This is a genomic window from Pseudoalteromonas sp. SG43-7 (assembly GCF_014164295.1).
Classification (GTDB): Bacteria; Pseudomonadota; Gammaproteobacteria; order Enterobacterales; family Alteromonadaceae; genus Pseudoalteromonas; species Pseudoalteromonas rhizosphaerae.
The window spans coordinates 1-24,383 of sequence record NZ_JACJEY010000048.1 but is presented as its reverse complement, the minus strand read 5'-3'; the positions used below and the strand labels follow the sequence as shown (position 1 = coordinate 24,383).

Annotated in this window: 23 protein-coding genes; 13 read left to right on the top strand and 10 right to left on the bottom strand. The window is 41.2% G+C overall.

Annotated elements, in window-relative coordinates:
• Positions 1 to 62 precede the first annotated feature (62 nt).
• A complete protein-coding gene (locus H5200_RS17990) occupies positions 63 to 992 on the top strand; it encodes a DUF3530 family protein (RefSeq protein ID WP_182762074.1) in 930 nt (309 codons plus the stop codon).
• On the opposite strand, the gene djlA is transcribed toward H5200_RS17990, so the two are convergent.
• Genes djlA through H5200_RS17975 form a run of 3 tightly spaced genes read right to left on the bottom strand, consistent with a single transcriptional unit; the run spans position 975 to position 3,546 of the window.
• On the bottom strand, positions 975 to 1,847 hold the full coding sequence (djlA, locus tag H5200_RS17985) for a co-chaperone DjlA (RefSeq protein WP_182762073.1): 873 nt from the start codon (positions 1,845 to 1,847) through the stop codon (positions 975 to 977). The two genes, H5200_RS17990 and djlA, sit on opposite strands and share 18 nt — an antisense overlap.
• A gap of 23 nt (positions 1,848 to 1,870) precedes the next feature.
• Positions 1,871 to 2,542, bottom strand: coding sequence for an N-acetylmuramate alpha-1-phosphate uridylyltransferase MurU (gene murU, locus H5200_RS17980; protein WP_182739819.1), 672 nt, complete (start codon positions 2,540 to 2,542; stop codon positions 1,871 to 1,873).
• A complete protein-coding gene (locus H5200_RS17975) occupies positions 2,542 to 3,546 on the bottom strand; it encodes an aminoglycoside phosphotransferase family protein (protein WP_182762072.1) in 1,005 nt (334 codons plus the stop codon). The genes murU and H5200_RS17975 overlap by 1 nt, the downstream gene beginning before the upstream one ends.
• A 103-nt stretch (positions 3,547 to 3,649) precedes the next feature.
• Between H5200_RS17975 and lptD the strand changes: the two genes are divergently transcribed.
• The 7 genes from lptD to H5200_RS17940 all read left to right on the top strand — a co-directional run bounded on the left by lptD (position 3,650) and on the right by H5200_RS17940 (position 12,571).
• Entirely contained in the window at positions 3,650 to 5,896 is a 2,247-nt protein-coding gene (gene lptD / locus H5200_RS17970) for an LPS assembly protein LptD (protein ID WP_182762071.1), read from the top strand.
• A gap of 36 nt (positions 5,897 to 5,932) precedes the next feature.
• Positions 5,933 to 7,228: a peptidylprolyl isomerase SurA gene (gene surA / locus H5200_RS17965; protein WP_182762070.1), complete on the top strand. Its 1,296-nt coding sequence runs from the start codon at positions 5,933 to 5,935 to the stop codon at positions 7,226 to 7,228.
• Between the two features lie 3 nt (positions 7,229 to 7,231).
• On the top strand, positions 7,232 to 8,224 hold the full coding sequence (pdxA, locus tag H5200_RS17960) for a 4-hydroxythreonine-4-phosphate dehydrogenase PdxA (RefSeq protein WP_182717156.1): 993 nt from the start codon (positions 7,232 to 7,234) through the stop codon (positions 8,222 to 8,224).
• Positions 8,221 to 9,030, top strand: coding sequence for a 16S rRNA (adenine(1518)-N(6)/adenine(1519)-N(6))-dimethyltransferase RsmA (gene rsmA / locus H5200_RS17955; protein WP_145235444.1), 810 nt, complete (start codon positions 8,221 to 8,223; stop codon positions 9,028 to 9,030). Before pdxA ends, rsmA begins: the two co-directional genes overlap by 4 nt.
• Entirely contained in the window at positions 9,014 to 9,403 is a 390-nt protein-coding gene (gene apaG, locus H5200_RS17950; RefSeq protein ID WP_145235442.1) for a Co2+/Mg2+ efflux protein ApaG, read from the top strand. The genes rsmA and apaG overlap by 17 nt, the downstream gene beginning before the upstream one ends.
• A 203-nt stretch (positions 9,404 to 9,606) precedes the next feature.
• Positions 9,607 to 10,422, top strand: a complete 816-nt coding sequence (locus H5200_RS17945; RefSeq protein WP_182717157.1) for a symmetrical bis(5'-nucleosyl)-tetraphosphatase — start codon at positions 9,607 to 9,609, stop codon at positions 10,420 to 10,422.
• 133 nt (positions 10,423 to 10,555) lie between these two features.
• The gene (locus H5200_RS17940; RefSeq protein WP_149982095.1) at positions 10,556 to 12,571 is read left to right on the top strand and encodes a methyl-accepting chemotaxis protein; all 2,016 of its coding nucleotides are present in this window, start codon (positions 10,556 to 10,558) and stop codon (positions 12,569 to 12,571) included.
• Positions 12,572 to 12,826: 255 nt separating this feature from the next.
• Here the strand turns inward: H5200_RS17940 and gltX are convergent, their stop codons facing one another.
• From gltX to proB, 3 genes are all read right to left on the bottom strand, one after another.
• Positions 12,827 to 14,311, bottom strand: a complete 1,485-nt coding sequence (gene gltX / locus H5200_RS17935) for a glutamate--tRNA ligase (protein ID WP_182717159.1) — start codon at positions 14,309 to 14,311, stop codon at positions 12,827 to 12,829.
• 75 nt (positions 14,312 to 14,386) lie between these two features.
• Entirely contained in the window at positions 14,387 to 14,746 is a 360-nt protein-coding gene (locus tag H5200_RS17930) for a glutathione S-transferase N-terminal domain-containing protein (protein WP_182762069.1), read from the bottom strand.
• 261 nt (positions 14,747 to 15,007) lie between these two features.
• Positions 15,008 to 16,111 (bottom strand): glutamate 5-kinase, encoded by a 1,104-nt coding sequence (gene proB, locus H5200_RS17925; RefSeq protein WP_182762068.1) that lies wholly within the window; start codon positions 16,109 to 16,111, stop codon positions 15,008 to 15,010.
• 129 nt (positions 16,112 to 16,240) lie between these two features.
• Here proB and H5200_RS17920 point away from each other — a divergent pair, with 129 nt between their 5' ends.
• Positions 16,241 to 17,203, top strand: a complete 963-nt coding sequence (locus tag H5200_RS17920; protein ID WP_145235428.1) for a DMT family transporter — start codon at positions 16,241 to 16,243, stop codon at positions 17,201 to 17,203.
• Here the strand turns inward: H5200_RS17920 and H5200_RS17915 are convergent.
• Genes H5200_RS17915 through pdsO form a run of 3 tightly spaced genes read right to left on the bottom strand, consistent with a single transcriptional unit; the run spans position 17,095 to position 20,486 of the window.
• Positions 17,095 to 17,691, bottom strand: coding sequence for a class GN sortase (locus tag H5200_RS17915; protein ID WP_182731794.1), 597 nt, complete (start codon positions 17,689 to 17,691; stop codon positions 17,095 to 17,097). The genes H5200_RS17920 and H5200_RS17915 overlap by 109 nt on opposite strands.
• The gene (locus H5200_RS17910; RefSeq protein WP_182762066.1) at positions 17,688 to 19,709 is read right to left on the bottom strand and encodes a marine proteobacterial sortase target protein; all 2,022 of its coding nucleotides are present in this window, start codon (positions 19,707 to 19,709) and stop codon (positions 17,688 to 17,690) included. Before H5200_RS17910 ends, H5200_RS17915 begins: the two co-directional genes overlap by 4 nt.
• 39 nt (positions 19,710 to 19,748) lie before the next feature.
• Complete coding sequence (pdsO, locus tag H5200_RS17905) at positions 19,749 to 20,486, bottom strand: sortase-associated OmpA-like protein PdsO (protein ID WP_182762064.1); 738 nt, start codon at positions 20,484 to 20,486, stop codon at positions 19,749 to 19,751.
• A gap of 224 nt (positions 20,487 to 20,710) precedes the next feature.
• Between pdsO and pdsR the strand changes: the two genes are divergently transcribed.
• The 4 genes from pdsR (at position 20,711) to H5200_RS17885 (ending at position 24,077) form a co-directional block, all read left to right on the top strand.
• Positions 20,711 to 21,400, top strand: coding sequence for a proteobacterial dedicated sortase system response regulator (gene pdsR / locus H5200_RS17900; protein WP_145235419.1), 690 nt, complete (start codon positions 20,711 to 20,713; stop codon positions 21,398 to 21,400).
• A complete protein-coding gene (gene pdsS, locus H5200_RS17895; RefSeq protein WP_182717163.1) occupies positions 21,400 to 23,532 on the top strand; it encodes a proteobacterial dedicated sortase system histidine kinase in 2,133 nt (710 codons plus the stop codon). Before pdsR ends, pdsS begins: the two co-directional genes overlap by 1 nt.
• A 102-nt stretch (positions 23,533 to 23,634) precedes the next feature.
• Positions 23,635 to 23,793: a hypothetical protein gene (locus H5200_RS17890; protein ID WP_179959192.1), complete on the top strand. Its 159-nt coding sequence runs from the start codon at positions 23,635 to 23,637 to the stop codon at positions 23,791 to 23,793.
• A gap of 50 nt (positions 23,794 to 23,843) precedes the next feature.
• A complete protein-coding gene (locus H5200_RS17885; protein ID WP_145235415.1) occupies positions 23,844 to 24,077 on the top strand; it encodes a hypothetical protein in 234 nt (77 codons plus the stop codon).
• 28 nt (positions 24,078 to 24,105) lie between these two features.
• On the opposite strand, the gene H5200_RS17880 is transcribed toward H5200_RS17885, so the two are convergent.
• The coding region (locus H5200_RS17880; protein ID WP_182762062.1) for a DUF1543 domain-containing protein at positions 24,106 to 24,383 on the bottom strand (278 nt) is incomplete at its 5' end.

Genomic DNA, 24,383 nt, shown 5'->3' with positions numbered 1-24,383 from the left:
TCACACTAAACTTTTTGCTGTACACGCCGATAACAACTTATTGATTCATCGTGGTGGTTTATATGGCTATCGGCAAACAGTTTAAAGTATGGCAATTAATTAGTTTGGTTTATGGGACTTTCTTGGCCATGCCAGCCCAAGCAGCCGACTTTATTGCACCCACACCATGGTCAACAATCAGCAGTAATGATTTATCACGCCTAATGCCGCAAGATGAACTAAAACCGCTACTCGCTGGTGATACTGAGTTTTTAAGTTTATATCGCCAACACATGAGTGCCCAGCAGCGCGGTGTGGTATTGATTATCCCTGATTGGCAACACTTACCTACCAATAACAACGGGCTCAACTTTTTACGCACGCAACTTAACGATTTAGGCTATGCCACAATTGCTATGACGGTACCCGATATTGATTGGCAAGCAGCGCCACCTGCGGATGCAAGTGAAACAACTGAACCTGCAGCGGCTAAGCAAACTACAAGTTCAGACAATGGCGAACCATCAGCTGACACAGCCACTCCTGTTGTACATGTTGATGCTATCGCTCATATAAGCAATGCGATAATAGATAATTATAAACTCAACTTAATTGCACGCTTTAATGCGTTGTATCAAAGTGCATTGGATGAAGATGGGAAAATTGTTGTTATTGCACAAGGTGCCTCTGCGGGAGTATTGCTCGAACACTATGGCGAATATCCAAATACCAACATAGATGCATTTGTCAGCCTTAGCAGTTATTTACCAAACAGTAAACGTAACCAACAACTTAACGCGATTATATCGACTATTAGCCCGCCGTTATTGGATATTTACTACAACATAGATAACCCGGACTTACTGCTGAGTGTGGCGGATAGAAAACGCTGGGTTAAACGTCACAGTAAATATGATTACCGCCAACGTGAGCTGTTTGGTTTGCGCTCTGAGCCTGAGCAACATGAGCGCTTGACCAAAGAAGTAGACGGGTTTTTACGTCGCCTTTTTTAAATATTCGTAAGCGGCTTGAATATCTTGGCTTTTCTTGACTGCCAGTTCCATCATATGTTTAGGTAAACCTTGAGAAACTAATTTATCAGGATGGTGCTGCGCCATTAATTTACGGTACGCTACTTTTACTTCTCGTTCACTCGCCTCATTATTTAACCCCAGCAAAGCCAGCGCTTGAGTACGGCTCATGCCACTATTTGGCGGTACATGATGCCCTGAGCCTTCACGATAACTACTGCTTTGCCCTTGTTGACGTTGTTGCTGCTGTTGATAGCGTTGTTGTTGCTGACGAAATGAAAATTCAGCTTGGTAACGTTTAAGTACAAATGCAAAGTGAGTTTTAGAGATCCCTAATAACTTACTTACCTCTTGGAGTAGCTCCTTTTCTTGCGCAGCTAACACCCCATCAGAAAACGCCATTTGGATTTGAATTTCTAAAAACAGTTGTAATAAATCATGGCGACGAGCAAAACGCTCTTTAAAATCGAAAACAGTTTCTTTTAATGAAAAATCAGCGTCTTTTCCCGCTTTAAACGCATCTTGTGCCTCTTTGCGATCATCACCAGTGAGTCCCATTTCATCCATAAATAAACTGGCAGCACGGATGTGGGTTTCGCTTACGCGGCCATTTGACTTAGCAATGTGCCCCATTACTCCAAAACAGCTAGTAAAAAATAACGCTTGGCGCTGATTAATATCATCATCGCCTTTAAATAAGCTTGAAAAGCCGCCGGCTTTATCAAAGTTCTGCTTTAAACTCTTGTCAAACATATGGCCCAGGTATAAGCCTATAAATAAGCCTATAATGCGCCCAAACATAAAGCCAAAGCAGGCACCTAAAATTTTACCCCACATGAGGCGCTCCTATTATATGTGAATTACTTAATGAGTTGTTGCTCTATCAACAACTCATTCAATTGAGCTAATCGTTCTGGAGTTCCGATATCGTCCCAGTTACCTATATAAAGCTCCGTAGAGACAACATGCTCAGCCAATTTACTTTTTAATAATGGCCCTAAGCGATGAGTACCCGCTGTAATTCCTGCAAAAAATTGCTGATGAAAGCGACTAATACCAGAAAATGTATACTTGGGGCTATCTGCGCTTAGATGACGCAACGTAAAGTCACCATTTGGGTTGTGGGCTGGATTTTCAACCAACACAATATGTGCCTCGCCCGCATCTAAGTGAATATGCAGTAATGAACTAACATCATAGTCGGTAAATATATCGCCATTAATAACAATAAATTGCTCACCAAGCAAAGGTAATGCTTGAATAATACCACCTGCAGTTTCTAATCCCTGCTCAGGCTCTTGGCTATACTCAATATGTACTCCAAGCTGGCTACCATCGCCAAAGTAAGCACGGATCTTATCTCCTTGCCAAGCAAGGTTTATAATAAAATCAGTGATCCCTGCTGTTTTTAGTCGCTCAATATGATGCTCGATTAATGGTTTTCCTTGCACCTTTAACATAGGTTTAGGTAATTCTGCGGTAAGTGGCATCATTCGCTGACCGCGACCCGCGGCTAAAATCATCGCTTTCATTATTTAGTTGGCACTTTATTAAGTGCGACTAAGGTAGCAGGAATAATCTTACTGCTGATCCATTTACCCAGCTCCACCAACGATGAATGATCTTGCGCCACATCACTAATGTAGCGCAGTGTCGGTAATACATTATCCATATAACCGAGTTTACCATCGCGTAAATTTAACCGGCAAAAAATACCCGCCGCTTTTAAATGGCGTTGAATACCGGTTAAATCAAACCATTGTTTAAAGGTTGCAAAGCTGATGTTACTGAGCAAGCCCTGTTGCTCAAACTCAGCAAATGCATGCTCAAGTAAGTATTCAAGTTCATCGTGAGGAAGTTTAAAATAACAATCACGCAGTAACGATACCAGGTCATAACATACCGGGCCTTGCACGGCATCTTGATAGTCAATAATTGCCCATTGCTGTTCACTGTGCATAATATTACGGCTATGAAAATCACGGTGTACGGTGACGCTAGGTTGCGCGAGTATATTTTCAATTAATAACTCACAGCTCGTTTGCCATAAATTACGTTCTGCAGCAGTAACTTCTAGCTCTAAAAATCTCTCTACCAACCATTCTAAAAAAATACTTAGTTCTAATTCTAAAAATGCCCGATCAAAATCTTTCATGTGCTCAACAGGCGGCATTTTTGCCCATTGTGCACTAAGTTTTATAAGGTGTTTATAGTGATTTATACGTTCTTTATCATCCAGCATATCAGCAAGATGTGTGTTGCCTAAATCGCTTAATAAGAAGAACCCTTGCTTTTCATCAGCATGTAATATTTTTGGTAGTTTGAAACCATGCTCAGAAAAAACTTTGTTGAGTTCTATATAAGGAGTGTTATCGAGCTTAGCTGGATCTGAGTCCATAACTATATAGCTATCTTGACCGCGATTTAGGCGGAAATAACGACGAAAGCTGGCGTCTCCGGTGATCGCAGCTAGCTGGTATACTTCATCTTCGAAGTGCGGATTTAAAAACTGCTGTAAACTTTTATAACGATTCATTTTACAAGATATCTATTTTTCACTAAGTCAATTACTGTATTTGCCATTGTTTTCCTTTATTATGTCATTCTTACATCCAACGACAGCATATTAAGGTTAATAAATGAGCAAAACCTGGGGCATGATGATGCTAAGTGTGATCAGCGCACCATCGTTCGCCGAAACTGAACTGACACACAACTTTTGTGGCAATTCAATGCAAACCAGAGCTTGGCAACCGCTTGCTGGCCTTGACTTAGGCATGATCGATATCCGTTCAGATGATATTGAACTGCTTGGCACCCAAAGCGCAGAATTTACCGGTAATGTTGATATTAACACCCTTACTATGAGTTTGTCCGCACAAAGTGCGCTAATTGACAAACAGCGTGGGTTACTTAATGCAACTGGCCCTATTACTTACCGTGACACTATCAGTGAAGTAAATAGCTCAGGTCTTAATGCTGATTTAAATAGTTCTGAAATCAGCCTACTTGGTGCCGATTATAAGCTGACGGATCAACAAGCACACGGCGGTGCAGAAAAGCTCACCATTAATAAGTCTGGCTTAGATCTGCTGAACGCAAGCTTTACTACCTGTCCAAGCGATACGCCCGTGTGGGCAATTCAAGCTGAACAAATTTTATTATCCCGTGAAGAAGGCTGGGGCGAAACCCATGATATGGTATTACGTATTATGGATACGCCAGTACTTTATTTACCCTATTTCACTTTCCCAATTGATAATCGAAGAAAATCAGGCTTATTAACACCCAATATTTCCAGTTCAGATCGCTACGGCGTAGAAACTGTTACTCCATATTATTGGAATATTGCACCAAACTTTGATGCCACGATTACACCTCGCTATATGTCTAAAAAAGGCTTACAGCTGCAAACCGAGTTTCGTTATTTAAGTGATATCAATGAAGGTCTCGTAGCACTTGAATACCTTGACAAAGACGACTCCGAACCAGAACTCAAAGAGCGCTTTCTATTTCACTGGCAACAACAAAGTTATTTTGCCGAAAACTGGCGTGCAAATGTTGATATAACCAACGTCAGCGATGATAACTATCTCACTGATTTGGGTTCTAATTACGCAACACGTACTGACACCCAACTGTATCGTACTGGCTCGTTATCACACTTAGGTGATACTTGGCGTACAGATATTAAAGTACAAAACTTTGAAGTGCTCGGTGATCATCTTGAATCGTATGCGGCATGGCCACAAATTAGCTTTTCACAAACAGCACCATTTAGTTTTCAGGATATTGAACTGACCCTAGACGGTGAACTGAGCCACTTTACTAATGATACAGCAATCATAGAAAAAGCCACTCGAGTGCACATCGAACCCAAAGTAAGGTATGTTTATCAACAGCATGCTTGGTCGTTTTTTGCTGAATTTAGCTTACTGCACACTAACTATAAGCAAGAAGGTGATTTAGCTAATACCGATTATGCTAAATCAGTTTCACGTACCTTGCCTAAAGTGCGTTTATACAGCCAATTAAACTTTGAGCGTGATACCACTATCTTCGCTGATGATGGGATTCAAACCTTAGAGCCACAAGTGCAATATTTGTATACACCAAATAAAGATCAATCCGATATAGGTTTATACGATACGACAAAACTACAAGATGATTTTTTTGGTTTATTCCGTGATAGTCGCTTCTCAAGCGTTGATCGTATAGCCGCAGCGAATCAATTTACATTAGGTGCAACCACGCGTTTATTTAATAATAAAAGCGAAGAATTGTTTAATTTTAGTGCCGGTCAAATATTTTATTTAAGTGACTCTGCCAAGCCAACATCACAAGGGTTAAACTCAGATACCAACTATAATGCCTTGTTTGCCGCACAAACCATGTTACATTGGCACCGCCGCTGGTATTTATCAGGCGGAATTCAGTATGACACCGATGGAAAGCAGATTATCCAGTCAAATGTGACTTTAGATTATAAAGGTGACGATAATCAGCTGGTACAATTGAACCATCGCTATGCAAATGATGTCTCAGGCAATACAATCGAACAAGTTGGCTTTTTTACTAGCATTCCGCTCAGTGATCAATGGCAGTTTGTAAGTAGCTATCACCGCGATTTAGAAAGCGGTCGTAGTGTCGAGGTGTTCAGCGGATTGCAATATGAATCCTGCTGTTGGGCCTTTCAAATTACCGGTCGTCGCCAAATCGCAACTGATTTAAATCAAGCGATAGGCCAAGAACAAGCCACTTTTGATTCAAGCATTGGGTTTAATATTGTCTTAAAAGGGTTAGGTAGTAAAAGCCGTTATGATGCACAAAAATTATTACAACAAGGTATTTTTGGCTATCGTAGACCGTATTTTCTTAATAACTAGTATTACCGTACTATTAGCAAGAGTATTAGAAAAAGTATGAATTTAAAAAAATTATTAGCATCAGCATTTTTGACGCTTGGTTTATACCAAAGCGCTTTCGCAGCCCCTGTTGAAATAGACAAGGTGGTTGGTATTGTAAACCAAGGGGTTATTTTACAAAGTGAAGTTGACACCATAGTTAACCGTGTAAAAACCCAAGCCAAAGAGCAAGGACAAGAATTACCTTCGGATGATACGCTACGCATTCAAGCAATGGAGCGCTTAGTAAATCAAGCGCTGATGATGCAATTAGCCGAGCGTATGGGGTTAGAAATCTCTGATAGTCAACTGGATCAAACTTTGGTTAGTATGGCTAAAGAACAAGGCGGAACAATTGCAGACTTGCGCCGTACGATTGAAGCGTCAGGCGAGAGTTTCCAGTCTTATCGTGAAGAAATTCGTAAAGAAATTACTACTCAACAAGTGATGCGCGCAAACGTAGATCGTCGTATTTATATTAGCCCGCAAGAAGTTGATAACCTTTTAAAAATAATGGAAAGCCAAGGTCAAAATACGGAAGAGTATGACATTGGTCATATCCTCATTGATATTCCAAATAATGCCACTGCAGATGAAATTTCTGATGCAAAAACTCGTGCCGATAAAGTCATCGAATTTTTACGAGAAGGTAAAGAATTCAAACGCATCGCTATTTCATCATCAAGTGGTTCAAAAGCTCTTGAAGGTGGTCAGCTAGGTTATATGAGTATCAATGAAATGCCGTCATTATTTGCTGAAGCAGTTAAAGGCACTAAAAAAGATGCCATTATCGGCCCGCTACGCTCTGGCGCTGGTTTTCATATCATTAAAGTGCAAGATATTCGTGGTCGCCAGGTTGTTGAAACAACTGAAGTTCGTTCTCGCCATATCTTAATCAAGCCGTCAATTATCTTAAGTGAAGAAAAAGCCCGCAATATGCTAAATGGTTTTGCCAAAGAGTTACGCGCAGGTACAGCTGATTTTGGTGAGCTTGCTAAAGAGTATTCAGAAGATCCAGGCTCTGCACTTAAAGGTGGAGAGTACGATTGGACAGATCCTACAACCTATGTGCCACAGTTTAGAGACGCCCTACTATCACTTGATAAAAATGAGATCAGTGACCCGTTTAGAACCACATTTGGTTGGCATATAGTGCAGCTATTAGACAAACGCATTGCTGATAAAACCGAACTAGCTAAACGTAACCGTGCTCATGGCATGCTCTTTAATCGTAAATTTAAAGAAGAAAGCTTTAACTGGCAGCAAGAAATGCGTGAGCAAGCCCATGTTGAAATTTTCCCAATTGATGAATAACCAATGATTCTACGTATTGCAATTACTCCCGGCGAACCTGCCGGGATCGGCCCAGATTTACTGTTGCAACTTGCACAGCATGATTGGCCTGCGCAGCTGGTTGTGATTGCTGATAAGCAGTTATTACAACAGCGAGCCAAACAGCTTGGTTTAACAATCAATTTAATTCCATTTGATGAAAACGCAGCAGCAGCAATCGCTCCAGCAGGGAGTGTCTATCTGCACCAAGTTGATTTAGGTGCCGAAGTTGAAATGGGTGTATTAAATGATGCCAACGGCCAATACGTACTCGATACTTTACGTATCGCGTGCGAAAAAAATATGAATGGTACGTTTGCTGCGGTTGTAACTGGCCCTGTTAATAAAGGTATTATCAATAAAGCTGGTATTTCATTTAGCGGCCATACCGAATACTTTGCCCAGCAATCAAACACCCCTGATGTGGTGATGTTGTTAGCTACTGAAGGCTTAAGAGTTGCACTAGTGACCACGCACATCCCACTAGCTTATGTATCACGTGCTATTACAAGTGAGCGTTTAAGTAAAGTTGCGGGTATTTTAAACCATGATTTACAAACTAAATTTGGTATCGAAAAACCACGTATTTTAGTCTGTGGGCTTAACCCTCATGCGGGTGAAGATGGCCATTTAGGGCGTGAAGAAATTGACACCATCACCCCAACCATTGAACAGCTAAATAGTGAAGGTATGAATTTAATCGGGCCATTGCCTGCTGATACCTTGTTCCAAGACAAATATCTATCACAAGCTGATGCTGTGCTGGCAATGTATCACGATCAAGGTTTACCTGTGCTAAAATACAAAGGTTTTGGCAAATCGGTTAATATCACCCTTGGTTTGCCGTTTATACGCACCTCAGTTGATCACGGTACGGCGCTCGATTTAGCCGGTACTGGTGATGCTGATGTTGGTAGTTTTGAATTAGCGATCCGCGAAGCAATTAAGCTCGCCCATGAAAAAGCACAAAATCAATGACAGATAAAGTACATTTAGGACACCGCGCCCGCAAACGTTTTGGGCAAAACTTTTTATGTGATGAGATGATCATCGATAAAATCGTCACCGCGATTGATCCTAAACCTGAAGATAATTTAGTTGAAATCGGTCCTGGTCTAGGTGCTATCACTGAACCGGTAAGTGAGCTAAGTGGCCACTTAACGGTTGTTGAGCTAGATAAAGATTTAGCCCAGCGCTTAACTGAGCATCCTTTTTTAGGGCCTAAGCTTACTGTGCATCAAGGTGATGCAATGAAATTTGATTTTTCAAGTTTGATCAAAGCTGACCGCAACAAACTAAAAGTGTTTGGTAATTTACCGTACAATATTTCAACACCGTTACTGTTCCATTTATTCGAGTTTGCCGACAACATTGAGCATATGCATTTTATGCTACAAAAAGAAGTGGTAAAACGCATGGTAGCAGGACCTGGTAGTAAAACATTTGGTCGCTTGAGTGTAATGACACAGTATTACTGTAATGCAATGCCTGTCATCGAAGTACCACCAGAGTGTTTTAAACCAGCACCGAAAGTTGATTCTGCCGTTATTCGTTTAATACCGAAAAAGCCAGAGCAACGTACAGCAAAAAGTACTAAAATTCTTAACACTGTGTGTTTAGAGGCCTTTAATCAGCGCCGCAAAACACTGCGCAACAGCTTAGCTAATTTACTCACCGCAGATGAATTAACTAGCATTGGTATAGATATCACGTTGCGTGCTGAAAGCCTTTCGTTACAACAATTTATTGATATAGCTAATTGGATTTATGACAACAAGCAGTAATTTGGGCTCACCCATCAAAGTATCGGTAGAAACATTTTATGTTGAGGGTCAATCACAACCTGAACTTGATAAATATGTATTTGCTTATTCCGTTACCATTAAAAATCACAGTCTATGCAGCGCAAAGTTAATTAGCCGCTATTGGTTGATCACTGATGCAAATGGTAAAGAAATCGAAGTACAAGGTGAAGGCGTAGTCGGTGAAAAACCAACTATTGGTCCTGGTGAAAGCTATAAATATACCAGTGGTGCAGTGCTAGATACTCCCGTAGGAACGATGCAAGGTTATTACACCTTGAAGAATGAGTTCGGTACAGAGTTTGATGCACCTATTAATGTTTTTCGTTTATCACTGCCTAATATTTTACATTAAATAACCTGAAATCGGGTTAAGATATTTATTAACGCATTGATTTAATGATATAACTAGCCTTTAAGCTGTCCTGTCGGAGATTTTCAGAGATAACAAGGCGAATTTACGCGTCAATAGCTGGCCTATTGCAAGTAGATTCAACGCAGTTAGCGTTGAAAATAGCCACAGGAGATAGATTTATTCTCCCGAATTTAGGTTAAATAATGGCAAATTATGCGATAGGTGATCTACAAGGTTGTTATAAAGAATTTCAAGCTTTGTTGCTGCAAGTTGACTTCAACCCAAGCAAAGATCACCTTTATTTAGTGGGCGATATTGTCGCCCGCGGCCCCGACTCACTTGCCTGCCTAGATTATATATATACACATCAAGATAGCATCACCGTTACCTTGGGTAATCACGACTTACACCTGATTGCCAATTACATGTTAGATAAACCCGCTAATCCTAAAGACAAGCTCACCGCCCTGCTTGATTCCACAAAGCTACCTGCTTATATAGCCATGTTACAGCAGCAACCACTTGCTTTATGGCTTGAAAAAGAACAGGTATTTATTAGCCACGCCGGCCTCAACCCTGCATGGTCAATTGAACAGGCTCTACAACATGCACAATTTGCTGAATCCTGCTATCAAGGTGAGAATGCGCGCGATTTTTTCAAACATATGTATGAGCAGCATCCTAGCCTTTGGAGTGAACAACTCAATGACTTTGAGCGGTTTCGTTATATTGTAAATTACTTTACTCGAATGCGATTTTTAACTCTTGATGAACAATTAGAGTTAAGCTATAAAGGTGGTATTGCTAACGCTACTGCAATGATCCCTTGGTTCAAGCACCCAAAATTTACAACTTTTAAACAACATATTGTTTTTGGTCATTGGGCTGCTCTTGAAGGTGTAACCGATCATGAAAATATCTACGCTTTAGACACTGGTTGTGTGTGGGGTGGAGCTATGACCTTGCTAGAATTAAAAAACAAACAATTATTCAGCATTAATTCAGCTAATTCTATCTAAATAACCTGAAAAAAAACTCATCTTCTGTTAGATTTAAAGTTATAAATGTTAAAAGTAATTAAATTTAATTACTTAACTTATCCGCAATAAAGCCGATAAAGTCTAATTGCTACTCTCTTTATGGAATTTTTATATGAACTTAACTGTCAGCCAGCGTATTTGGGGTGGTTTTATTTGTATCACCTTATTACTTCTTTTAATTGGGGGTAATTCACTGTTCAGAATCGCAAATATTAATAATTCAGCGCAGCAAGTAAATCAATTATCATTGCCTGCACTGGAACAAAGTTCTGAACTTCAGGTTGAGTTTATCTTAATGAGTAAAGCTGCCCAAGCAAGCTTTTATACCACTTCAGCTGCAGAGCTTGCGCCAATTGAAAAATCAGTGTTCGAACAAAAACAACGCTTTGATAAATCTTACTCGCAATTACGACAAGTTGTCAGTGACAATGCTCAACTAAATCAAAGTAGTCAAAGCGTGGAACGAACTTACAAAAGTTTTATTAAATTAGTAGAAGATTTATTAAAAGATAAAAAAACTCAATTAGAACTCAATAAATCATTACGAGCACAGTTAGAAACTATTGAGCTTGCTGCAGAAGATGCTAACTCTGTGGTTTTGGATATTATCGATATTGATGGTTTAGAAAGCAGTGATAGCAGAGCCTATCAAGCAGCTAATAAATTAGAAAATAACTTTTTATCTTTGGTGACTAACAGCACTGACATGCTGACAGTTAAAACCCAAAATACCTTAGATATCGTCAAAAATGAGCAGCTTTATTATTTAGAAGAAATTGAGCGTAGTTTAAAGCTACTCAAACCGGTTGTTGAAGCCGCTGAGCCGGGTTTATACAACGATCTAAACAACTACTTTGTCTCTATTCGCGATAACATTCTCGGCAACAATAGTATTTCAGCTAATAAAAAGCGTTTAATTGATGTGATCGCAATGACTGAAACGGAACTTACTGAGGCAGAGCAAGCTACGGCAACTGCATTAAAACAACTCAACGAGTTAGTCGCTCAAGCGAGTAATGTTGCTTTTGAATTACAAAAAGAAGTTAGGATCGACGTCGACTCAGCCAACTTATGGACTTGGGTTGGTATGATAAGTGCTACCTTACTAGCTATAATAGTGGCTTATATAACAGTTAATCGCATTACTAAACCACTTGCAGAAGTTAACCGCATTCTTGATATTGTTGCTAGTGGCGATATGACACAACGTCTTGATGATACGGCTAAAGATGAATTTGGTGAGCTATCGCGTAGTTGTAATACACTTATCGCCAGCTTACGCAGCTTGATCAAAGGCATTATATCTCGTTCCACACAACTTGCCGCAGCCTCAGAAGAAACGTCTGCTATTACCGGTGAATCAAGCCAAGCAATCCGTAATCAACAAGCTCAGGTAGAGCAAGCTGCAACAGCGACAACGGAAATGAGCAGTACCTCGCAAACAGTAAGCAATAGCGCACAACAGGCACTTAAAGAAATCAAAAATGCCGATAAAGAAGCTGAACGTGTTAAGGGGATTTCTAGCCAGAATAAATCGACCATTGAGCAGCTAGCTCGTGAAGTTGAATCAGCCTCACTAGTCATTAATAAGCTTCATCAAGATAGCGCCTCGATTGGTAGTATTCTTGATGTTATTCGTGGTATCGCGGATCAAACTAACTTACTAGCACTTAATGCAGCTATTGAAGCAGCACGTGCCGGTGAACAAGGTCGTGGTTTTGCCGTTGTTGCTGATGAGGTTCGTTCATTGGCTAGTAAAACACAAGCCTCGACTCAAGAAATTCAAGCCATGATAGAATCATTGCAAACAGGCGCGGAAGCAGCCGTGACTGCAATGTCTAAAGGCAAGCAACAAGCTGATTCTTGTGTTGAACAATCAGACCTAGCCAACGCAGCACTGGATTCAATCACCTCAGCGGTTGCTTTAGCACATGATGTGAGTGAAGAAATATCGACAGCAGCACAAGAGCAACAACAAGTCTCACAAGAGATTAGCGAGCGCCTTGAGTCTATTGTAGCCATTGCAGAACAAACCGCTGAAGGAGCTAATCAGACTAATATATCAAGCTCTGAGGTCGCTAAACTTGCCGAAGAGTTACGCTTATCTGTAGATGAGTTCAAAGTCTAGGGTAAAGCTAATTAAAACAACAAAGCCGTGTTGATTTAAAACACGGCTTTTTTTGAAAAAAATAAACCACCGATATCCCACTTCTCACTGCTGAGCTAACAAATTGCGTGAGAACAGCCAATTATTATTATTTCATCGTCCACAAACTAGCTTTGCTTGTTGGCAATACTCCATTATTTTTCCACAAAAAAGCCGAACTCCACGTTAATAAAGTTCGGCTTCTAATGATCATCAAGCTTAGCTAGATTACTTTACCTATGCAGCAGGATACTCGCGATACGCACGCTCAATATTCTTCGCTTGCTTTTTAGAGATACCTAAATGCGCAAGTGCTACACGTAAACGTGCGCGCGATAGATCTGAGCCTAATATTTCCATTGCATCAAGTACTGATGTTGAAGACGTTTTGCCAGTAATAGCGACAAATATCGGCTCTAAAAAGTCTTTAATCTTCAGCTCATGGAAAGTAGACACCGCTTTAGCTATAGCAAATATTGCTGATTTTTCCCAGCTTCGTAAGCCTTCAAGCTCCCAGATAAAGAACTGTAAAGCTTGGCGAATTACATCTTCATCGGCTTTACCAGCGGTCAGTAACGCAGGGTCGTAAGTTGGAATGCCACCGACAAAATGACCGGCTAAATCAACCATATCTGATAGGGTATTAATGCGGGCTTTCGCCTCTGGTAATACTTTAGCAAGCATTGCCCCATTAAACTTCCAATCTACAAAGCGCTGAATTAGCTCTTCGTTGCTGAAGTTTTCGCGGATCCACATGCCGTTTAACCAGCTTAGTTTATCAACGTCAAATACTGGGCCACCGAGTGATACACGCTTCATATCAAAATGTTCAATCATTTCAGCAAGCGTGAATTTTTCACGCTCATCCGGCATTGACCAGCCCATGCGTCCAAGGTAGTTAAGTACCGCTTCAGGTAAGTAACCCATTTCTTTATAGTAATTAATAGAAGTTGGATTTTTACGCTTAGATAGCTTTGACTTATCTGGATTACGTAATAGTGGTAAGTGACCAAGCACCGGCGCTTGCCAACCAAAATCTTCATATAATTTTAGCAGCTTAGGCGCAGAGTTGATCCACTCCTCACCACGGAAAATATGGCTAATTTCCATATGGTGGTCATCAACCACGTTAGCTAAAAAGTAAGTTGGGAAACCATCGGCTTTAAGTAACACTTGCATATCAACGTTTTCCCACGGGATCTCAATTTCACCACGTAAGTAATCGTTAAATTTAAAGGTACCTTCGCTTGGAATATTCATACGTATAACGTAAGGCTTACCGGCAGCTAAGTTGGCTTTAATTTCGTCATCAGTAAGGTTTAAACCACGGCCATCGTATTTAGGACGCAGGCCTTCAGCCATTTGCTCTTCACGCATTTGGTCCAACTCTTCGCTGGTTGCAAAACAATAAAATGCTTTGCCATCATCAACTAACTGATGCGCATATTTTTTATATAAATCGCTACGCTCTGATTGACGATAAGGACCAAACTCACCACCGACATCAGGACCATGATCCCATTCAAGCCCTAACCAACGAAGACTATCCATAATCGCTTGTTCTGATTCTGAAGTGCTACGTACTTGGTCTGTGTCTTCAATACGAAGTACAAATTCGCCACCTTGCTGCTTAGCAAAACAGTAATTAAATAAGGCGATATAAGCGGTACCAAGATGCGGGTCACCGGTTGGTGACGGCGCAACACGTGTACGAATTGTCATGGTTATGTTCTCTTTCAATGGACAATAAAATATGCGCTAAATGCTAACACAGCAAATGCGCTTGAAAAATGAATATTAAGCTGCAGCTTTATTTAAGTAAGCAATGATATCGTTTGATTCATATAACCAAGTGACTTGGTTATCTTTTTCGATACGTAGACACGGTACTTTTATTTTTCCGCCTTGTTCGAGCAATTCTTGACGATACCGTTCATTACTTTTCGCGTCGCGCGTTTCAACTTTTAACCCTTCGCGTTTAATTGCACGGCGCACTTTTACGCAGAATGGGCAAGCTTTGAATTGATATAGTTTAAATTGTGCAGTGAGTTGATCAAGCTGAGCTTGCTCTCCCGCAGGACGTTTTTTACTACGTGGTGTAAAAACAAAATCAAAAAATAAGATCAAACTACCTAATAACCAACGAACTAATTTCATCAACTGGGCCCTGTTTACAACAATTTAAGGGCACAGATTTTAGCACAGAATATAAAGCTAAAATAGCATCAAAGAACGCGAATCCATCTCCTAAAAGGTAAAGCAATCCACGTTATTTTAAAAATATAAAGCAAAACTCAATACCGCAGTGAAAAGGCCGGCATCAAAGAATAAAAGCTTGAGTCTTGCTGTATTATTAAACTATTCATTTATATCCTCAAGGGATGACTTTAATGTTTTACAATGTAGTAGCTTGATAATCTAAAACAACACCAAATCATCTCGATGGATCACTTCACTACCGCAATCAAAAGCTAGTAACTTAGCTATTTCACTTGAATGACAACCTTTAATAGTGTCGGTTTCAGCTTTACTAAAACGTACTAACCCACGGGCCACTAATTGTTGATCACTGGTGACTAAATCAATCAAATCGCCACGTTCAAACTGCCCGCGCACACCGCGTACGCCTTTGGCTAATAAACTAGCGCCTTGTTTCTGTAAAGCATTTACTGCGCCATCATCAATCACTATTTGGCCACTACTTTTAGGTCCAGCTAACAGCCATTTTTTACGGCCATCTCTTGGCGCTGTTAGCTTTACAAAGCGTGTGCCTGGTAACTGTTCGCTCATACAATTAAGGATCACATTTTTACCAGCACCTTTGGCTATAATCACTTCCACCCCGGCTCGACGAGCGATATCAGCGGCTTGCAATTTCGTTGCCATACCACCCGTGCCTAGACTAGTTCCACTGCCACCAGCAAGCTGGCGTAACTCATCATCAATATGTGCCACTTCGTCAATTAATTGCGCATTAACATCAGTACGTGGATCACTGGTAAATAAACCTTCTTGGTCGGTTAGTAATAATAATTTGTCGGCATTAGCTAATATAGCGACCAGTGCTGAGAGGTTGTCGTTATCACCGACTTTAATTTCAGCAGTTGCGACCGCATCATTTTCATTAATGATTGGCACCACGTCATAACTTAATAATGCAGTTAAAGTATCGCGGGCATTGAGGTAGCGTTCTCGGTCATCAACGTCAGCGCGAGTCAGTAGCATTTGCCCTACATTCACGCCATATAAAGCAAATAAGCTTTGCCAAATGTGGATAAGCTGACCTTGACCAATCGCGGCAAGCATCTGTTTATCAATCAAAGAACGACCGCAGGGTTTTAATAGTTGCTCTCGGCCAGCAGCCACCGCGCCACTTGATACCAGCACAACTTGATGACCTTGCTTTTTTAATTCACAACATTGGCGAACTAATTCAACCATGTGTGCTTTGTCGAGTTTATCGGTTCCACCAGTGAGTACACTCGTTCCCAGCTTAACCACTATTACCTGTGCCCTTTGCATGCTTTTTACTACACAAAAATATTGAAGGATTTATTTATACCAGTTATCGATTTTTGAACAAGTTAAAAATATTCAATCACGGTGCTGACGTGCTAGGATCGTGTTTTAATTCACTTTAAAGCGACCTTCATGCCAGCCAGTTTATGTTTAATAATCGCCACCTTTTTATGGGGTAGTTCTTTTATCGCGCTGAAATACGCGATCGCCATTTATGACCCTGCACTGGTGATTTTTTTACGCATGTTAACCACCTTAGTCATGGCATTGTGCTTATGGCGTTACGTTATTCGCTTTAAATATCATCAAGGTGACTGGAAATATCTGGTGGGGATGTCGCTGGCTGAGCCCTGTTTGTATTTTTTATTTGAAGGCCATGCGATGGAATATACTTCAGCTTCTCAAGCGGGGGTTATTGTATCGTGCTTACCGATTATCGTAGCACTTTTAGCGTTTTTTATGCTCAAAGAGTATATTAGTAAGGCCATTGTGATTGGTTTCACTTTTTGTATTGGCGGCAGTATCTTATTAACTTTAATGTCGCCAAGCTCAGAACAGGCTCCCAATCCATTGCTGGGTAACTTTTTGGAGTTAATGGCAATGGTCTGCGCTGCATTTTATACTATTTCAGTTAAACATTTAGTTGCTCGCTACTCACCATTAACCTTAATTGCACTGCAAGGTTTTAGCGGTAGTCTGTTCTTTGCGCCATTTCTACTGTTTATTGATTTACCCAGTGAAAATCAACATGACCTTGGCGCATTATTAAGTATTTTATATTTAGGTTCTTGCGTCACCTTAGGCGGCTATGGTTTGTATAATTACGCAATTAGTAAGGTATCGGTGCTCACTGCCGCAGCCTATTCAAATTTAATACCGATTTTCACCCTAATATTATCAGCAATTATCTTGGGAGAAGTGCTTTCTCTTAGCCAATGGCTCAGCATTGGCGTGGTATTTGTAGGTGTAATGATAAGTCAGCGTCATCAAGAATTGGTAGTAGACATAGATAACACCGATGCAGGTGATGGCAATTTATCGGCAGAGACTAATAATCGTAATTCAGTCCCGGAGGCTAAAGAGTCAAACGGATAACAGGTTAATAAATACAAGCCTTTATGCGCTAAAAAATCGTACTGGGACTGATGAATAACCGCAATCCCACGCACTCGATAGCGATCAATTTGGCCATTTTGCGTTTGTAAGCTAAATTGCTCACCCACATTCACTTTTTGTAAGAAAGCAAAGTGAGTGTCATTATGTCCAGCAATTAACACGCCTGCTTGCTCAGAGCCTAGCTCTGCACTAGCTAAAAAGTGACTCGGGGCAAACGCTAAGTTACGGCCACTGGCTCCTGCTAATATTGTTAAGGTTTGCTTTTGGCTTGGCCAATTCAGTTGTGCAGTTACATAACTATCAGCATAGAACCAGGGTTTAACTTGTTGCTCTGGCGTTGTCAGTGCCACTTGCCAAGCCTGCTCTATAAGGCGTTGTGCCAGCCAGGCTTTAGCTTGCATATAACTACCATGACCAAGCAACGCCAAGCCAACAATCAACAATATAGCGCCAATCACTGCTTTCATTTTTTCAGTCTCGACACTGCAAATCCAGCCAACAGCATGCAACCGAGTAAAATATGTAGTCTGCTTTGCCCATCAGTTTGTGGCAAACTCATTGCTAGACCCTGAGGTCGTTGATTAACCACTTGCACATTCTGCTCAGCAACAGTGCTCGATGCTGTCTGTTCAATCGCTACAAAGGCGGTAAACGGACTAAGTAATTGATGTTCAAGCGCTAGACTCTCAACCTGTGCTTTAACCTGCTCTTGCTCGTTATAAAGTAATAATGATTTAATTTTTTGCCGTGCCCACAACCTTGCAATTCCATGAGCCGGTCGCCCTTGTTGTGTATTTAACTTTATCGACAACGGTCCTTGCGCCGTTTGCCCCGCTAAAGTAACGCCGGCATTATTATCAAGCTTTATAGCAACCATCACCGGCTCTGAAAAATACAGATCGGGTAACGGCGATGGCCAATATTCAAGAGCTTGATTTGCCAAATCACTGCTTAGCGCAAGTTGAGTAATTGCAGGATGAGCTAACTTATCAAATAGTTGCTGCATTTTTGGTTGCACGTCACTACTGCTGCCAATATAAGTAAACGTTCCGCGCCCAACATCTGCAGCTCGACGCATAAAGTAACTATTAGGCGCACTACCGATACCAATCGTAAACAAACGACTATCACCTAGTTGCGCACTAATATGTTTAAACAATGCATCTTCATTACTGACACTGCCATCGGTTAAAAATACCACTTGACGCACATACCCTAGATGCTCACGAGCATCTAGTACACCATCTAATGCCCCTTTAATATCAGTGCCGCCATCAGCTTGTAAATTATATACAAAGCGCTCAGCACGGCGTAAATTAAAATCATTAGCCGGCACAGGTTTATCGCTCATAGGCATAATTTGATCGTCAAAGCCGACAATATTAAAGCTGTCGTTACTATCAAGTAACGATAACGCATAATGAAGTGCACTTTTGGCTTGCTCCATTGACTGTCCGTGCATAGAGCCGGAAGTGTCGACTACAAAAATCATTTCTCTTGCTAGACGCTGAGTCTGCGTAAAATGATCATCCGGCGGCAGCAACATTAATAATCCATAACGCTCACCATTACTGAGCTGCTCAGTAAAAAATGCGGCTTGCGCTTGCTCTTTTTGCAGCGGTTTAAACTCCAGTAAAAAATCACGATTCACGGCACGTTGTTCATTTAAAGTAACTTGATACTGACCAAATGCCAGATTTTCGGTATTAATACGATGATATTTAGACTGAATATCCACCAGCTCTAGGCCAACATCAATATTAACCGTTAGCTTAAACTCGCCTTGAACCGCGCCTGCATTTTTAGTGGCCATGTAAATCGGTGCTATCCACCCCGTGGCAGCAATACTCGCTGATGATAACTCATTACTCTGCGAGTCAATCATATCCTCTGCTGTTTCATTTAATACCCCATTAATCGGATGGTAACGCGGCGTTATCGTGGTTGGAAATCGTAGTGCAAATGTACCACTGCGATAATCAATCACTTCTTGATATTGCAGCTCTATTTGTACTTCTTCGCCGGGGCCGATGTTTGCCACATTAGTGACAAACATGTTTGCACGCTGCTGGCGCACTAAAGCGGCTTGTTTACCCGCTTGTTGCGCCTGTTGAAAACGCAGCTCGGCTTGTGCTTTTTTATCAATTTCACCTTTGATCACTCGCTCACCAATGTGCATAGTCATAGCATGCACCGCACTTTCCTCTGGCAGCGGAAAGACATAGCGTGCATTAACAGCAAACGGGTTTTCATTGCGATAATGTTGAGTTACCACGACATGGTTTATCAATCCGGTGACTGTCATGGTGGCATCACTTTTTAAGATAACGCCAGGCGCTGCCTTTGCACCATTGCTGTCGAACATAGTTAGTTCTGGCGATGTGCTGGCGTTACTCGCACAGCTAACAAACGCGATGAAGGTAAAAAGGCTTCCCCGTAACCATAAATGGCTACGGGTCAGCACTTTGCTTGGTTTACTCAACATAAAAATCACTCCCTTGGCGGCTACTTGGCAAAATGGCGATTAGTTACTCGCGGTTTGGTTATACGGCTGCGTGCTTGGACGAGTTGTTAACGTTACACGGCGGTCAAACATGTTTTCTTCATAATTATCGCTATCTGCCACAGTTTGTTGCTCACCAAATGCGGTAGTCGTTAAGCGGGTATGGCTAATACCTTGCTTTATTAAGTAGCTTTGTACATTTGCGACTCGCTGTTTTGAAAGCGCTAAGTTAGCGAGCTCATCACCACGTTGATCGGCAAAGCCATTTAAATCCAGCTGCAAGTCTGGCTGGCTTTGTAGTAAATTCACTAGTTGATCAAGTTGGCTGGCAAAGTGCGGGGCAATCTCACTTGAACCGGTTTTAAATTGAATGGTCATTGCCATTAGGTTGTGCATTTTGGCTAATGCAAGGCGTTCGTTATTACTCTCAAGCTTATCGAGCTGCTCACTCATTTGCGCATTTTGAGCAAGTACATGCTGGTAATCATCGGTTTTATCTTGCAGCACAACTAAAGCTCGTTGTTGCTCGGCAATTTTATCTTCTGCCACTTCTTGCTCGCCAATCAAGCCTCCGGCAAATGCACCAACAAAGGCACCAATTGGGCCGCCAACAATACCGCCAACAATTGCCCCCGTACTTAAACCTATCACCGTTTCTTTATGAGTTTCTTTTGCTTTAACTGCAACTGTGTCAGCGTGGGCTAAGTTAGGTGCTGCAAAAATAGTAGCGACAGTGCAAGCGATAATCATTTTTTTCATGGTGTAATCCTTTTTTGCTTAATTACTTAATAGTTGGCAACTCATGGGTTGGTAGCTGCCCGATTTGGTATAACGCCATTAAAGCAAGCTCAAGTGGCAACAAAGGGGAGCAAAAAAGGCAAACTGCTGAGCAATTGTGGCAAAAAAAAGGCAATTGCTTTTTCGCCAGTGCGAAAGCAAAAAAATTAGGTATAGTGCAACTAGAATATAAGAAGGTGCTGTAAATGAAGAAGATTGCAATTATTGAAGACGAACCCGCGATCCGCGAAAATTACATGGAAATGCTCAGCGCGCAGGGTTATCTGGTCAGCGGCTATAGCAACCGTCAAAGTGCAGAGCATGCTTTTAATGACGCACTACCAGACTTAGCGATTGTCGATATTGGTTTAGGTCATGAAATTGATGGCGGTTTCTTACTATGCCAAACTCTGCGTTCGCTTTCTAAAACCTTGCCGATTATTTTTTTAACCGCCCGCGACAGCGAAATAGATACAGTGTGTGGCCTACGCATGGGCGCTGATGACTATCTCACTAAAGATATCAGCATGGCGCATTTGGCGGCTCGTATTGGTGCACTGTTTCGACGTATGGAAGCACTCGAGCAACCCGCTGATCAAAATGCTTTACTCAATCGCGGCCCGCTCACGCTTGATACTAAACGCATGCAAGTATTTTGGCAGCAGCAAATAGTCGATTTAACCGTAACTGAATTTTGGATGCTGCATTCACTGGCACAGCGCCCTGGGCATGTAAAAAGCCGTAACGAACTAATGAGTGATGCAAAGATTTACGTTGATGACAGCACTATCACTTCTCATGTTAAACGTATTCGCAAAAAATTTATCGCTTTAGATACTGACTTTGATTGTATAGATACCGTGTACGGTATGGGTTATCGCTGGGAGCAAGTGTAATGCTGCGCTTTGGTTTGCGCAGTAAATTTATATTGCTGTCGTGTTTTTTATTTTTACTGCCTTGGCTTGGCTATGAATACGTGTGGGAAATGGAAAAATTTCTGCGCCAAGGTCAAGAAAAAACCTTAGTCGGCACTACCCGAGCACTCGCCACGGCCCTGCATGAGCGCCCAGCATTATTTGACTCGCAAACCAATTTTTTAGATCAGGTTATAAAAGGCCGTGATCTCTACGCCTATAACCTTAGTAACCCCATTCAACTTGATGGCAAACTGTCGGACTGGCAGCCTTATCAAAGTCTTTTTTGGCATTACGACGAGCGCTATTTACAAACTAATAAACCAGACCATCAGCTTGAGGACTTATCGTTTGAGCATATGGTTGGTAAATATGAAAACTTTTTATATGCAGTATTTAAAGTTACCGATGACTCGGTGGTTTATCGCGCTAAAAACACCCTAAGTTTAACCCGTAATGATCACTTACAGATCATGTTAAAAACCCCACAAGGAGAATTTAAGCACTATATTGTTGCCGCTCGCCAAGATGGCTGGATCAACGCATTTGACGCACAAAGCAAAACCCCAATAACAAAAATTCAAGGCTATTTTGTCAGTACAGAGACTGGCTATAACATAGAGTTGCGGTTTCCGCTAACGATGCTTGGCAATAAGCTCGGCTTTGCAATTGAAGATTGGGATCAAGGCAAGCCTGAGCCACAGACTATGTCGACTTCAAACTTACAAAACCCCAATGATATTGGCTCAGTGCTGGTGCCCTCCCCTGAAATAAATCGTATATTAAAAGGTATGGGTCACAGCGGCAGCCGAATTTGGGTGGTTGATAATCATCACCGCGTGTTAGCGCAGTCGGGATCAATTCATCATGCCGACGGCGTTTGGGCTGATGGACTTAATGACCAGCCAGCAAAAACCTGGTGGCAACGATTTGAGAAAAACTACTTACATCCACTTTACTATAAAGTACTTACCCGCCCTGAAAATGAATTTTTAGATACCTTGCACGATGTCGCAGCGATGCAAGGCACACATATAGGTAAAGCACTCAGTGGCACACCAGCATCGTCTTGGCGACTCACTCCAGATAACAAAGCGGTTATTTTATCAGCCGCATATCCTATTTGGATCCAAGATAAGGTCATTGGTGCTGTAGTGGCCGAAGAGACTACCAATGGTGTTCGCACATTACGCAACAAATCGTTAGAGAAACTATTTAATGTGATTTTAGCAGTGATGCTAATAGGCACAGTAACGTTATTCTTTTTTGCATCAAGGATCTCCAGTCGTATTCGTCGCTTAAGAGATACCGCAGAGCAAGCCATTGATGCTCAAGGGCGAGTAACTGGCACTATTAATTACAGCGATTCAAACGATGAAATTGGCGATTTATCTCGCAGTTTTGCAAATATTGTAAGTCGCTTAGGTGGTTACACTAACTATTTAGAAACCATGTCGTCGCGATTATCTCACGAACTCAGAACACCCGTTGCGGTCGTACGTAGTTCCCTTGAAAACTTACAAATGCAGCCACAAAGTGAGCTGAGCCAAAAATACCTTGATCGTGCCAGTGAAGGAGTCGAGCGTTTAGGTAAAATAATCACCACCATGAGCGAAGCAACTCGCCTTGAGCAAAGTATTCAAAGCGCTGAAGCTGAACCGTTTGATTTGCGAAATGTGATCAATGGTTGTATGCAAGGCTACCAGCTAACCTATGCACAGCAGCAATTTAGCCTTAATATTTGTCCGCAACCATTACTACTTAACGGCGCGCCTGAGTTTATTGCTCAGTTGCTAGATAAACTAATCAATAATGCCTTAGAGTTTAGTGTTGAAGATAGCGCTATAAGTGTCAGCCTTGATCAACATGATAATGAAGCCCTGTTATGTGTCAGTAATCTAGGTCCACTTTTACCCGAGGGATTAACAGAGCATATTTTTGATTCAATGGTGTCGGTACGTAGTCAACAACTGCAGCAGCAACCACACTTGGGTTTAGGGCTTTATATAGTACGTTTAGTGTGTGAATACCATAAAGGCACAGTTAGCGCGGCTAATAATCAACAAGCTGATGGTGTGACTTTTACCGTTCGACTGCCTATTAATAATAATTAAGGATTACATTTATACACATTTTGTACGGTTAATGTTCACTTACAATTCAGTCGCGCAGACATATGCTTACTACTTAACTAAGTTGATAAGATAGGAGGCAATATGCAAGCGATACTGAAACGTGAAGAAATTGATTTTATTTTTGATTTATACAGCTATGAAGATAGTGATGAGTTAAACAGTAGCGAACCTAACTCTGATACTGAAAAACATGACATAACGCAATCAAAAGTAATTTATCAGCCTAGTTGTTTGACCTAAAAGTGGTTTGCTCATTACAATGGCGCACCTTGTAAAAGTACTGCCTAATAATGAAAACTCATTCTGCTAAAAAAGAACTTATTTTATTACCGATCTTACTGATTGTTATTTTACTGTGTATTGCTGGGCATTTTTTACTACAAGCCAGCTTCCAAGATAGCAATGTTACCGAGTATATGCTTGCTGCGTTACCTTTTGCTATGTTTGGCTTAGTGATTATCGCTTTTAAAATTGCCAGTAACAGTGAAGACAAAGAGCGTGCAGAACAAAGTGATAACGGCTAACGCTTGTACCACACACTCTCTTGATTATTTATAATATATGGTAACCAAACCAATCGGGCTTAATCGCTTGAGATTGCTCGCTCGGGGTTAGCTTGATATGTAATTGACTGTCGAGCAAGTCAATTGCAAAGCAATCATCTACATCATGTAAGTCATCTTTATGAATATGACTTAAACCTGCTAGTAAATCCTCTTTTGCTCTTTGTTTAGCTTCGTCGCTACTACTTGCTACATATAACGCAAAGTCATGCTGCTCAGCTAAGCTATCAGCACGATACGCTCCTAAATTTACAAAGTATAACTGCT